This window comes from Bacteroides luhongzhouii, assembly GCF_009193295.2.
Taxonomy (GTDB): Bacteria; Bacteroidota; Bacteroidia; order Bacteroidales; family Bacteroidaceae; genus Bacteroides; species Bacteroides luhongzhouii.
Map to the genome: position 1 here is coordinate 4,709,560 of NZ_CP059973.1, position 13,939 is coordinate 4,723,498.

The 13,939-nt window shown below is 44.3% G+C and carries 9 protein-coding genes and 1 pseudogene; 2 read left to right on the top strand and 8 right to left on the bottom strand.

Going from position 1 to position 13,939, the window contains the following annotated elements; all coding sequences use genetic code 11:
- Window positions 1–14 precede the first annotated feature (14 nt).
- The gene (locus GD631_RS17785; protein ID WP_008640653.1) at window positions 15–2,114 is read left to right on the top strand and encodes a cytochrome c biogenesis protein CcsA; all 2,100 of its coding nucleotides are present in this window, start codon (window positions 15–17) and stop codon (window positions 2,112–2,114) included.
- Between the two features lie 171 nt (window positions 2,115–2,285).
- Here the strand turns inward: GD631_RS17785 and GD631_RS17790 are convergent, their stop codons facing one another.
- Window positions 2,286–4,607 (bottom strand): family 20 glycosylhydrolase, encoded by a 2,322-nt coding sequence (locus GD631_RS17790; RefSeq protein ID WP_143259884.1) that lies wholly within the window; start codon window positions 4,605–4,607, stop codon window positions 2,286–2,288.
- 189 nt (window positions 4,608–4,796) lie between these two features.
- Between GD631_RS17790 and GD631_RS17795 the strand changes: the two genes are divergently transcribed.
- Complete coding sequence (locus tag GD631_RS17795) at window positions 4,797–5,711, top strand: cation diffusion facilitator family transporter (protein WP_143259885.1); 915 nt, start codon at window positions 4,797–4,799, stop codon at window positions 5,709–5,711.
- Between the two features lie 292 nt (window positions 5,712–6,003).
- On the opposite strand, the gene GD631_RS17800 is transcribed toward GD631_RS17795, so the two are convergent.
- From GD631_RS17800 to GD631_RS17825, 7 genes and pseudogenes are all read right to left on the bottom strand, one after another.
- On the bottom strand, window positions 6,004–8,343 hold the full coding sequence (locus GD631_RS17800) for a TonB-dependent receptor (RefSeq protein WP_143259886.1): 2,340 nt from the start codon (window positions 8,341–8,343) through the stop codon (window positions 6,004–6,006).
- A gap of 110 nt (window positions 8,344–8,453) precedes the next feature.
- Entirely contained in the window at window positions 8,454–8,795 is a 342-nt protein-coding gene (locus tag GD631_RS17805; RefSeq protein WP_143259887.1) for a DUF8478 family putative metalloprotein, read from the bottom strand.
- A 125-nt stretch (window positions 8,796–8,920) separates the two neighbouring features.
- Window positions 8,921–11,242, bottom strand: coding sequence for a TonB-dependent receptor (locus GD631_RS17810; RefSeq protein ID WP_143259888.1), 2,322 nt, complete (start codon window positions 11,240–11,242; stop codon window positions 8,921–8,923).
- Window positions 11,243–11,326: 84 nt separating this feature from the next.
- Entirely contained in the window at window positions 11,327–11,707 is a 381-nt protein-coding gene (locus GD631_RS17815) for a DUF8478 family putative metalloprotein (RefSeq protein ID WP_143259889.1), read from the bottom strand.
- Between the two features lie 46 nt (window positions 11,708–11,753).
- Window positions 11,754–13,352 carry an aspartate:alanine exchanger family transporter gene (locus tag GD631_RS17820; protein WP_143259890.1) on the bottom strand — a complete coding sequence of 533 codons (1,599 nt, stop codon included), beginning with the start codon at window positions 13,350–13,352 and terminating at the stop codon, window positions 11,754–11,756.
- A gap of 48 nt (window positions 13,353–13,400) precedes the next feature.
- Window positions 13,401–13,544 (bottom strand): hypothetical protein, encoded by a 144-nt coding sequence (locus GD631_RS22055; RefSeq protein ID WP_153260294.1) that lies wholly within the window; start codon window positions 13,542–13,544, stop codon window positions 13,401–13,403.
- Window positions 13,537–13,683, bottom strand: a pseudogene (locus tag GD631_RS17825) (cation diffusion facilitator family transporter); the annotation flags it as partial. The pseudogene GD631_RS17825 and the gene GD631_RS22055, both read right to left, overlap by 8 nt.
- Between the last annotated feature and the right edge of the window lie 256 nt (window positions 13,684–13,939).

Sequence of the window (13,939 nt, forward strand, 5' to 3'; positions counted from 1 at the left end):
AAAAGATTATACCGTTGAAAAGGTTACTTATTATCTTATATATCTGTCTGGTGGGACTACTCGCTGCAGCTACTTTTGTAGAGCAAGCGTATGGGACAGATTTTGTAGAGAGAAATATATATCATACATGCTGGTTTTGTTGTTTGTGGGGAGTTATTGCCGCAATTGCACTTGTTGCTCTCATCCGACGTGCTTTATGGCGACGGTTCCCCATATTGTTGTTTCATGGCTCCCTCCTCGTTATCCTGGTGGGGGCCATGATTACGTTTACCGGCAGTAAAAAAGGATACGTACATTTACTGCCGGGAGTGACGGCAGGTAGTTTTCAGGAGTCGGAAAGCGGAAGAGAAGCAGACCTGCCATTCACAATACAGCTGGATAGTTTTCGTATAGCATACTATCCCGGAACTGAAGCTCCGGCAGACTACATCAGTTATATCACCTACTCTCTTCCCGGACAAAAAGATGTTCTGTCACACGAACAGATTTCAATGAACCGTATATTTACATTACAAGGTTTCCGTTTCTATCAGTCATCTTTCGATGATGATGGAAAAGGGAGTTGGCTGACTGTCAATTATGACCCGTGGGGTACGGGAGTTACGTATGCAGGATATGTTCTGCTCGGTATCTCCATGATCTGGTTATTATTTTCCCGCTATGGCGATTTCCGACGCCTGCTAAGTCACCCGCTACTGAAAAAAGGAGGTGTATTTCTATTGTTCCTCTTCTGTCTTGCAGGTAGTATGCAAGCACAAAAAAAACTTCTCCCGGCCCTGAAACGGGTACAAGCAGACAGTTTGGCACAAGAACAGGTCATTTATCACGACCGAGTAGTACCATTCAATACATTGGCGCGCGATTTCATTCAGAAATTGACAGGCAAAGCTTCATATAAAGGTTTGACGCCTGAACAGGTAATTGGTGGCTGGCTACTCTATCCGGAAGTATGGAGAAATGAACCATTGATATACATCAAAAATACAGAGTTGCAGCATTTGCTAAACTTACAGACACCTTACGCCCGATTAACCGATTTATTTGACGGTCCGGTCTACCGTCTTCAGAAAACCTGGCAACAAGAACAGGGAAAAGGTAGCAAACTCGCCAAAGCCATCCAAGAAACGGACGAAAAAGTGGGATTGATCCTGATGCTGGAAAAAGGAACATTCATTCAGCCATTACCCACTGATGGCAGCGTGCAACCACTCTCCGAACTGGAAATAAAAGCCGAACTACTCTACAACCGGATTCCGTTCAGCAAGATTCTTTTTATGATTAATCTATCATTGGGAGTATTGTCTTTCCTGCTTCTGCTTCAGTACAGCCTGCGAAGAAGGGTACTCTCACCGAAAGCCAAAGCGATTACCCGCACAGCAGGAGCGTTCTTTTCTGTTGCGCTCTATCTTGCTTTCATATTCCATTTAGCAGGATATTGCCTACGTTGGTATATTGGCGGACGCATTCCACTTAGCAACGGTTACGAAACCATGCAGTTTATGGCACTCTGCATCCTCTTGGTAGCCTGCCTGCTCCATCGAAGATTCTCATTCGTACTTCCATTCGGATTCTTGCTCTCCGGCTTTGCGTTGTTAGTCTCTTACCTGGGACAAATGAATCCGCAGATAACGCCATTAATGCCGGTGCTCGTCTCTCCGTGGTTAAGCATTCATGTTTCATTGATTATGATGTCTTATGCCCTATTGGCATTTATCATGCTAAACGGAATACTGGCATTATGTCTCCGAAAAAAAGAGCCGGAAAACAATGTCTCTGAAAATGACGACAGACAAGATAACCGGATAGAACAGTTGACGCTAGTCAGCCGTTTGCTACTCTATCCTGCGACGTTCTTTTTAGGGGCAGGCATCTTTTTGGGAGCAGTCTGGGCAAACGTTTCCTGGGGAAGATACTGGGCGTGGGACCCGAAAGAAGTATGGGCGCTGATTACCTTCCTTGTATATGGAGCAGCCTTCCATTCACAAAGCCTGCGCATTTTCCGCAAGCCTTTATTTTTCCATATTTATATGATTCTTGCTTTCCTTACAGTCTTAATGACTTATTTCGGAGTGAATTATGTTCTTGGCGGGATGCATAGTTATGCAAACTCCTGAACCACCATACATAAGAATCGGCCGAAGTGATTCACCCGCATTTCTTTTATTTGGTTGTTAAGTTGAAAAAACATTAATGTATTCATTTTGGAATATGAATAGATGATGTATTCTAAAAGAGGTAAAGAGGGTGCACTTCACAAAAGGGTACCCTCTTTTACCCATCCAGTTTCACACACGTGCGTGCACCTCATGTTTCAACCACGCACCCGGCAGCATTTCTTTTTCACCTTTTTCATTCACCAGTTCCATCTGCAATACACCTCCGTTACAATCGAAGTAACGAACCTCTATCGGATGCAATCCGGCTTTCAATGCCTTCTGCACAATAATCTCTACCGATGAGTGTGCACCGTCATTATCTCCCAGCAATTCACCGTCAAGCGTCAATGTACTACCGTCATCCGATAGAAGGGCAAAGGTGTAAATACCATCAGCGGGAACTTCCAGATAACCGGTCATCACCAAGCCGATATTTCCTTTCACCTCTTCGGGGATAGATACCGATTCTACCACATATTCCCCTTTTACCGGAGCCGCGTCAATATCTGCACAAAGATTACCGCGGAAGTCATGCCATACAGCTTTCAAGCCGGGCTGCAAGGCAGCCGGAGCAGTCACCGCCTCCGCATAAGGAGCCTTTACATATTTAGTATGTGCCACATCCGAAGGAGAACCGTCCGGACGGAACGTGCGGAAAGCGAAATCGGTAGTCTCCGTCACGTCCAGAGCACCATTATAAAGAGTAGATTCTTTGGTAGGCATACTGCCGTCTGTCGTATAGCGTATTTCAGTACCGGGCAACGGGCAAGTCAAATCAACCGTTGTTTCATCAATAAATGCATTCACTTTATAGAATCCCTGCAAATCGGGCACACGATAATTTACCCTCATCACATCCATCCGTTTAAACTGCGGAACAAGCTGACGATAGAACTCTTCGAGGCTTGGTTTAGCAGCCGGCTCTGCCCAGGCTATTTCACTCAATGCAATCATACGGGGAACGATCAGGTATTCAATGCGCTTCATTGTCGGAATCCATTCAGACCAGAGATTAGCCTGTACACCCCAGATATATTTCTTCTGTTCGGGTGATAATCTATCATCCGAACACGGATCGTATGCCAGTATTTTCTTCACTGAATTCTGATCCTGCGCATAATCGAAATAGAAATATTCATTCGGACAAGCAATCACTTTCTGCTTTTGCGCGGTCGCCGTAGGCAACGCGTCTTTCGCCCAACTTCTCCACCATGTAATAGCGGCATCGGAAGATAATCCGTCGGCTACCACTTCATCCCAGCCGATGAGTCTCTTTCCGTTGGCGAGGAAGAATTTCTCCATGTCACGTACAAACCATGCCTGAAGTTCTTCTACCGAACCCAGCTTCTCCGTACGGATACGTTTCTGACAGAGAGGGCATTTCTTCCAGTTGGCTTTTTCCACTTCATCACCACCCATGTGCACATATTCATAAGGGAAAAGCTCGAAAACTTCTTTGAATACATTCTGGCAGAATTCCAGCGTCGCGTCTTTACCCGGGCAGACAGGAGAAGAGAAGGTTTCTCCCCATCCGATTAGTCCGTCGCATGCCAACTCCGGATATTGGCTGATAGCCGCGAGAAAATGTCCCGGCATATCAATCTCGGGAATGACATCGATTCCTCTTTGCGTAGCATAGGCTACTATTTCTTTGATATCATCATGAGTATAATAACCTCCATACAGCGTATCTCCTTCCACAATGCGTATCTTATCTTCCGGAATCAGGAAATCGGTATTATCTTCCTCTTTCGCACGTGCCATGCAGATCCGATCCTGCTCATTAAACTTACGCCAGGCTCCTTTTTCGGTAAGTAGCGGGTATTTCTCAATTTCTATACGCCAGCCCTGATCGTCAGACAAATGCCAGTGGAATTTATTGAGTTTATACAAAGACATCAGATCCAATACATGCTTTACCTCATCTTTACTCCAAAAATGACGGGAAGCATCCAGCATAAATCCACGCCATTCAAAACGGGGTACGTCTTCTATTTGCACGACAGGGATTGAATAAGTTTGTTTCTCTCCCTGCACTTCTATCGCTGCAGGAAGGAGCTGGCGAATAGTAGTAATCGCAGAAATGATGCCCGAATAATCATTAGCCTCTACCTGGATATATTCCGGCGTAGACTGAAGTTTATAAGAACCGGGCTTGCCACCGGTATCTTTCAACTGAAAATACATATCTACCTGATTCTTATCAGTAGTGACCTCCACAGAAGACGATATGACATTGCGGAGAATCTCCTGCAAATACCCGACTGCCGGAAACAACGACTGATCGGAAACTCCAATCTTCATTCCATCTTTTAAAACAAACGAGCCCGACTGCTCGGTCAGACTAACAGGGGTAGGTAGGATTGCAATTTCTTGCTTAACGGTGGGCGTACAAGAAGAAAAAACACAAGCTGATACAATGAGTAAAGAGCTACTTAATTTTTTGAACATGCGGTTAACTATTTAATAAATGATTTGTCCTGTCTTTTATTGACCATCTATATATAATACAACTAAAACATAGAAACTACTAAAAGCCCGGGAAAAGTTTTTTTGCGACTTGACGTCACAGACTCCTATAAATGTTTATCTTTGCTAGCCAATCTCAATCAAACAATTAATTATAAAGAGTCACTTCCAATGTCAAGAGAGAATATCTTAATCAAAACCTCATGGATTAGCACAATTGGCAATGCAATCCTATCCGCATCAAAAATCATCATCGGTTTATGGGCCGGTAGTCTGGCCGTAGTGGGCGACGGTATCGACTCGGCAACCGATGTCGTTATCTCTATCGTTATGATTTTTACGGCACGCCTCATCAACCGTCCTCCTTCAAAGAAATATGTATTCGGTTACGAGAAAGCGGAAGGCATCGCGACTAAGATTCTGTCACTGGTGATATTTTATGCCGGTGTACAAATGTTGATATCGTCCATTCAAAGCATTTTTTCAGATGAAGTGAAAGAGATACCATCGTCTATCGCTATCTATGTCACCGTGTTTTCTATTATCGGTAAGCTCTTGCTGGCTTTATACCAATACAAACAGGGAAAGAAGATCAACAGCTCCATGCTCACGGCAAACGCTATCAATATGCGCAATGATGTCGTCATCTCAACCGGTGTTTTGCTGGGATTGATATTCACTTTCATCTTCAAATCACCCATACTCGATTCGGTTACGGGATTGATAATCAGTCTCTTTATCATCAAATCTTCCATCAGCATTTTTATTGATTCCAATGTGGAGCTAATGGACGGGGTGAAAGATGTCAATGTATATAATAAGATATTCGAGGCGGTAGAGAAAGTGCCCGGTGCCAGCAATCCACATCGCGTCCGGTCACGAATGATAGGAAATCTCTATATGATTACCCTTGATATAGAAGTGAATCCGCAAATTACCATCACACAGGCACATGAGATTGCAGGTGCGGTGGAGAAGAGCATCATTAATTCGGTGGATAACGTATATGACATTCTGGTACACGTGGAACCTGCCGGTGAGTGTCAGACAGGAGAAAAATTCGGGGTCGATAAAGATATGGTTTGATTTATCTCTACACAGATTTTTTTCACTTTCCTCTATCACCTATCACCCTGCCTGATAAATCAATTATCAATAAGGAAAAAGAATGAATCTCTATACGATACATTCGTTTCAACTGCTTGAAACTTTAGTTTCATTAGTGTGAAACCATAGTTTCCCCATAAGGAAACTTTAGTTTCACCTACGGTGGAACTATGGTTTCTCTACGGAGAAACTAAAGTTTCCCGGCACGGCACTTTCAGTTTCAAGGCTTGAAACTGAAAGTGCCGTGCCGGGAAACTATTTTTTTGACCGGTTAATAGCTGATCTTTACCCCTGCAAAGAAACTTCTCGGCAGAGAAGGCCCGTAAATATAGCCGGAATCCCGGTTAGCTCCTCTGTCAAAATCCTTTTGATAAGACTCAAAGAGGTTCTGAACTCCACCGTTTAGTTGTAAATCGACTGTTTTGTATAGCTTGAAGTCGTAAGCCAGTTTCACTCCCAAATCGAAGAAACGGGGTGTTCTGATTGCTTCCGCTTTTCTTTCGGGCATTTCTCCCAGTTTGGCATTTTCGGCAGTGATATCCATACGTTGCACTAACATTGGGCCGGTATAAGTTCCTGATAAAGCGATGGATAAGGGTTTTACAGGAGTGTAAGTAGCTGTGAAATATCCGTAAGTATCGGGAGTACGGAAAATCTTCTTTTCTGCCGGTACGTCATCGTGCCATTTATGAGGTTCATCGTATCGGCTGCGTTGTAAAGTGAGTCCCGCTTGTATTTGCAGGATGGAAAGATAAGCTACTTTGCCCTCCAGCGTTAGCCCCATCACTTTCGCGCCGGGACCGTTACTGCGTGTTTTTACCAATATCCCATCGCCACGGTCATAAGGTTCGCCCAACACAAAGACATCTGTCAATCTTGTATAAAAGCCCTCAATCAAGAAATTCGTCTGGAATACTCCGAAACGGTGATACATATCTGCGGACACACTGAAACTTTGGGATTTCTCCTCTTTCAAATTCTTCGCACGCTCAATCATTGCCACTGTTCCACCCACATTTTCAATATGCATATCTTCATCAAAAGCCTGCGGAGCACGGAATCCGGACGAATAGCTCAAACGCAGGTTTATATCCTGTGTCGGGTTGAAACGCAAGTTGGCACGGGGGCTAAAGATGACATTATCTACCATATTATGCTTATCCAGACGACCACCGATCAGAATACCCCAACGGTCGTTCTTCCATTCGTTCTGCAGAAAAGCACTGTAAATATTCACCGTCTGATCCGTATGACGGTCATATCCCCACATATTATCTTTCAGACGGTCACGATTATATTCAAGTCCTGCCGTGAGGTCAGAAGGCATAAATAAACACTTATCAAACGTATGTACATACTGCGCGCCGCCCATAGCGGTTAAATCCGTTGTTTTCCCATAGGCTTTCAGAGGATCGTTACCCGGTCCGTAATAACTGTCCCGATCTGTATTGGCGGCTGACGCAAAAATACTTAGACGGTTCTTTTCATCCGGCGAGAAATAATCGAATTTCAAACTCCCACCATCAATCGAATGTTGCAACTGCTCTGCAATATGGGCTTCGTGAGGAGGACGGTCCAACATATCCCCTCCCCGACGGAATTCTTGCATGTGGTGATATTCGAAGGTTAGTTTGGAGTAAGTGCTTGTTTTCAGATAAGAGCGGAAGCCCACTGTCTGATTCTTCAATTTAGGCAGTTCGGTGAATCCGTCTCCGTCATAATCATATCCGGACCGGTGACGGTTCTGACCAAAGATATACAGTCCGGCACGATGATCGTCCGTCACTAATGAAGCATTCAGGGAGGTATTGTTATCGAATGAGGAGCCACCCCCTAAAGCAGTAAGGGTGTGCGACAGCTGACCAGAATTGCGTAAAGGTTCTTTAGTGATTATATTGATGGTTCCTGCAATAGCCGAAGAGCCGAACAAAGCGGAACCTCCTCCACGCATCACTTCTACGCGTTCAATCATGCTGGCGGGAATCTGTTCCAGGCCATACACTCCGGAAAGGGCACTGAATACGGGACGGGAATCTATCAAAATCTGCGTATACGGTCCGTCCAGTCCATTGATGCGGACTTGCTGGAAGCCACAATTCTGGCAGTTTGTCTCTACACGTACACCGGGTTGAAAGTTCAACCCTTGCGATAAAGTGGAAGAGTTAGTCGTTTCAAATAGCTTCAGATCGACGACATTAACCAAAGTAGGAGCCAAACGACGCGTCGTTTCACTGCGGTTGGCGGAGACCACTACCCCATCCAAAGCAATCGCGTCCTCTTCTATTTCAAAATCTTCTTCCAGTGTCTTTCCTTTTTTCAGAGTCACGTTGCGGGTCACGGTCTTGTAGCCGACCGAGCTAACCTCTAGTATAAAGCTACCTTCTGGCAAATTCTTCAAAAAATAATGTCCGGTAGCGTCGGTCACGGTTCCTATCGTTGTTCCTTTCAGTGCAATGGTAATGTAAGGAAGGTGCTCTTTCGTTTTCTTATCCAGTACATGACCTATGATGTTCGCATCGGATTTTTTCAGTTCAGGGTAGTCCGGATGTTCAGCCAATGCGTACGAAAGGACACAATACAGGCCGACCAGGACTAAAAGATATTTCTTCATTGTCGTTAGTCTTTTAATGTTTAAAATCAAAAATAATAATAAGGGGAAAGGGAAGCAGCGATCATTAATAGTTGTTCTTCACTGATGAATACTGTTCCCGAAAAGATAGACTAAGCGACAGGAGGTGCCCTTAAAGATATGACACCCGGACAAGAACAGTGATACGGCTCAATTTGCGGGCAGATAAACAGGATACATAATAAAGATAAAGCAGCGACTGCGAATGTGGGTATTAATCCGCTATCTGTCACCAATACATGATTCAACAGGTGAATGAGTTGGAATTCAACCGTCGCATGGCTATGTTCACTGCCTTTTTTAAATGGATGCGAATGGACAATCGTTACCCCGTTTACTACATGGGAGTGAGTAAATAAAGTGATTCCTGCCATGTACGAGATAAACAGTACAGGCAAAAACCACTTCATTATATGTAGGTACAATTGTTTCATCCAGTAATCCTGCACATCTATTCTGTGCAGTAAAGTCAGAGTTTAGTTTGTTTTTTTGCAAAGATAAGGATTGTCTCCATGCAAAACAATCCCTATTTATAACGATTTTAAATCTTAACCGAATCTTAATAACTGATCTTTACCCCTGCAAAGAAACTTCTCGGCAGTGACGGACCATAGATATAGCCGGAGTCACGGTCAGCTCCTTTATCGAAGTCGTTCTGGTAAGCATTGAAAATATTCTGTATGCCGGCATTCACCTGGAGGTTCATCGACTTGTAAAGTTTGAAGTCATAAGCAGCTTTCAAACCGATGTCGAAAAAGTCTCTGGTATTCACCGTTATCGGATTTTCAAGGAATCCCGGAACCGGTTCGTGGGGAACCAGCATCGAACCGGTATAGGTACCGGAAAGAGCGATAGATAACGGTTTTATCGGGGTGTAGGTTGCTGTAAAATAGCCGTAAGTATTTGGCGTACGCATCATTTTCTTCACCGCTGGAGCTTCTTTGTTCCAGATGTGCGGTTTGCTGTAATGGCTCTGTTGCAGAGTGACTCCTGCCTGAACCTGGATTTTATTCAGGTAAGCCATCTTTCCTTCCAGTGTCAATCCCATAACTTGCGCTCCTGATGCATTGTGACGGGTACGTGTCAGGACTCCATCCACTATCTCTCCGTCGGTAAGAGCAAAAACATCCGACAACTTTGTATAGAATCCTTCTATCAGGAAGTTAACCTGAAACGCACCAAAGCGATGATAAATATCTGCCGAAGCACTCAGGCTCTGTGATCTTTCTTCTTTCAGATTATCCGCCAGTTCAACCATTGCTACATTACCGCCTACATTCTCCACATGCAAATCTTCATCGAAAGCCTGCGGAGCACGGAAGCCGGACGAATAACTGAAACGAAGATTGATGTTTTCTGTCGGATTATAACGCAGATTGGCACGCGGACTGAATATCAGATGGTCAATCAGATTATGCTTATCCAAACGGCCGCCAATCAGAAATCCCCAATGCTCATTTTTCCATTCATTCTGAAGGAAAGCACTACCGATATTCACTTTCTGATCTACCGTACGGTGGTAGCCCCACATGTTGTCTTCCAGTTTATCCTGATTGAATTCTATGCCGGCAGTCAGGTCGGAAGGCATGAAGATACATTTTCCGAAGCTATAAACATATTGCGATCCTGCCATCCAGTTCAAATCGGTGGTATTTCCGTAAGCATTCGGATCCTGTCCGCCACCATAATAGCTGTCACGGTTGATGTGTTGCGCGGATGCAAACACATTGAAACGATGTCTCTCGTTAGGAGAGAAATAATCGAACTTCAGTCCTCCGCCATTGATGGAGTGTTCGGTCTGCTCCGCCACATTCGCTTCGTGAGGCGGGCGGTTCAACAAGTCTCCTCCTCTGCGGAATTCTTCCATGTGGTGATATTCAAAAGTAAGTTTTGAATAGGTCGTTGTTTTCAGGAACGAACGGAAACCAATTGTCTGACCGTGCAATTTGGGTATTTCGGAATATCCGTCGCCATCATGGTCATACGCAGAACGATGGCGGTTCTGACCGAAGATATACAGACCTGCACGCTGGTCGTCCGTCACTAATGAAGCATTCAATGCCGTACTGTTGTCGAAAGCGTCGCCATCGCCAATTCCCGTAATCGTATGGGATAACATACCGGAGTTATGCATCGGTTCCTTGGTGATGATATTGATTGTACCGGCAATGGCAGATGAGCCGAACAATGCCGATCCGCCTCCACGCATCACTTCCACACGTTCTATCATGCTGGCAGGAATCTGCTCGATACCATACACACCGGAAAGCGCGCTAAAAATGGGACGGGAATCGAGCAGAATTTGTGTATAAGGACCATCCAGTCCATTGATACGTACTTGCTGGAAACCGCAATTCTGACAGTTGGACTCTACACGGACACCCGGCTGAAAGCTTAATCCTTGCGCTAAAGTCGTAGAATTGGTATTCTCAAAAATTTTCAAATCTACTACATTCACCAGTGTCGGAGCCAAACGGCGGGTAGTTTCATTACGATTGGCAGATACAACTACGCCATCCAAAGCAACCGCGTCTTCTTCTATTTCAAATTCTTCTTCCAATGTACGCCCTTTCTTCAGCGTCACATTCCGTCTGACGGTTTTATATCCCACCGAACTAACCTCTAGCACAAAATTGCCTTCGGGAAGATTCTTCAAGAAATAATGTCCGGTAGCATCGGTCACTGTTCCGATGGTCGTACCTTTCAAGGCGACTGTAATATAGGGTAAATGCTCTTTTGTATTTTTATCAAGAATATGGCCAACAATATTGGCATCTGACTTGCGTAATTCTGGATGATCAGGATATTCATGAGCTTGTCCTTCAAGGGCAGGCAGCAATGTGCAGCACAGGCAGACAAGCGAAAAGATGTATTTCTTCATTTTTCGTTTGTTATTCGTTTTCGATAAGTATTCACATGGATAGACAGATAATGCCCTACCTCATGCAAGGTACGGTATCATCATTTAAAGAATAGAGAAACGAATAACCGGGGGTGCCCTAAGTCCCACTACCCCATGATACGGACAGTAATAGTGAGCGTGTTGCGAACGTCCGAGCAACAAGCACAATAAGAAAGGAATAAAAAGGGAAAGAGCAAAAACAGCCGCCGCACCGTCTGCCATTAAGTGAGACAGAAAATGAATCAACTGTAGTTCGACTGTAGAATGTTTATGTGCCGCCCCTTTCTTAAACGGGTGTGAATGGACGATTGTCACGCCATTGACCACATGCACGTGGGCAAAGAACGTAAAGCTTACCAGATACGATATAAACAGTATCGGTAAGAAGTAGCGCGTAATATTCAATAACAATCGTTTCACCTCATTTTTTCTTTGAGGCGGCAAAGATACGAACTATTTATTTAACAATCAATTATTATATAAAATTCTGTTAATATACAGCCGAGGCTATTACTTGAATAAACAGAATCAAGAATACCATGGCAATCGGATAAACAGTTGCGTAAGCTACGCTCGGAATATTGCTATCCACCATAGAGTCGGCGGCAGCAAGTCCCGGAGTACTTGTCATACCTCCCGTAATAGTTCCCAGCAAATCGAGCAGACTGATTTTAAATACGAAATGTCCGACAATGGCTGCAACAAGCATCGGCACCAATGTGATGGCGGCTCCTACTCCGAACATCAATAATCCGCTTTCCTGGAAGGTAGCTACCAGGTTCTTACCGGCAGAAGTTCCTACTTCGGCAAGGAAAAGAAGCAGACCTAACTGGCGCAACAACTGGTTGGCAGGCCCGGACATAGACCAGATAATGGGTCCTGTCTTACCTATCGCACTCAACACAAGAGCTACCATCAAAACTCCCCCGGTCAGTCCCGGTGAGAATGACAGGCTATCAGAGAAAGAGATATTTATCTTACCAAACAACACTCCCAATACAATCCCCATTGCAATAGGGAAGAAGTCCGTATCGGATAGTTTCTTCGCATTGTTTCCCAATAGGCGGGCTACTCCTTTAAGTCCCTCTTTCTCACCGACTACCATCAGTTTATCACCAAACTTCAAGGCTAAATCGGGAGACGGAGATAGGTCAATACCGCTTCGACGAACACGAGTCACTGTACAACCAAAGTTTTTCTGTAAGTTCAAATCCCCCAGCTGTTTGTTTATCATGTCTTTCTTGGTCAACAACAAAGATTCTATTTCCTGCGTTTTATCCAAAGGCAGTTCACCTTCTTCTCTCTTACCTACCAACACTGCCAGTTGATCCAGTGATTCTTCGCTACCTACGGCTTGTATGTAATCTCCTTCATGCAACACCGTATGGGCGGTGGGAATGGATATTTCATCATTGTGTTTCAGACGTGAAATGACAGCACCCGTCATACCGCGCGCATTAATTTGCACCAGGCTGCGATCGAACACATTCGCATTAGTGACGCGATAAATGCAAGTGGTCAATTCCGGGAATTGTCCGCGACGTTCTATCTCCAGGCGACGGGCTTCTTTATCTAAATCCACCCGCATGATTTTAGGCAACAGCTTGACAAACAGAATCACGCCGATCACTCCAAACGGATATGCGATACCGTAAGCAATAGATGCCAAAGGAGAATTGGTACTGTCGATGGCAACGGCCAAACCCGGCGTACTGGTCAGCGCTCCGGCAATCAGACCGACAATACTCGGTGTATCGATATCAAATGCATATTTCAGCCCGACTGCGGTAAGGCAGGCGGAACAAATAATAAGCATAGTGATGAGGATAAGTGTCTTTCCTTTACTGCGGAAAGAGTCGAAGAATCCGGGCCCTGCCTGAATACCGATGGTAAAAATGAAGAGCACCAGACCGAAGTTTCCTAATTCTTTAGGAATGACAACACCAAAATGCCCGAAAAGAAGGGCAATGAATATAACTGCCGACACATCGAGAGATAATCCTCTGATTTTGATTCTTCCCAGCATAAACCCTAATGCGACAATCAGGAAAAGGGAAAAATAAGAGGAATGCAATAAGTCAGTAAACATAAAAAATAAAGGTTAGTTAGTTTAAGGGCGCGAAGGTACGGATTTTATTTAATCCTCACAACATTCCTCGCAGCAAGTAGACCTTTCATCTTCAAACTCCAAAGTAGCATGATGGATGCCTGCCTCTTCGAGCGCTTCTTTTATATGCTGTTTCACTTCTTCCAACGACAACCGGAGGCTATCGTGAAGCAATCTCCAAGGAATTATAATAAAACCCTACTCCGAACTCTACGATAACAAAAGCAATATTCAGAGTGATGCCTATGATAAAAGCCTTATTGAGCGATGCCAACAGATGATTAAGTTCGTAGTGGTGGTGAGGAGGTTCCATTATATATATTATTATTATTACATCTACTATCTAAGAAACATCTTACCGGGAGATTAGTTCATTCCACTTTCAGCAATAGTAATGGCTCCCCCTCCCCCAAAAAACAAGCCACCGAAATGAATGACTCATCCCGATGGCTTATCCCCTTTAAACACCTTTAAACAAAATGAAAATATGCCTTATATACTAACTAAACTAACTAACCCTCAAGGCATATTTTAAAGAGGCTGTCGCATCAACCTCTTTTTATTATAGA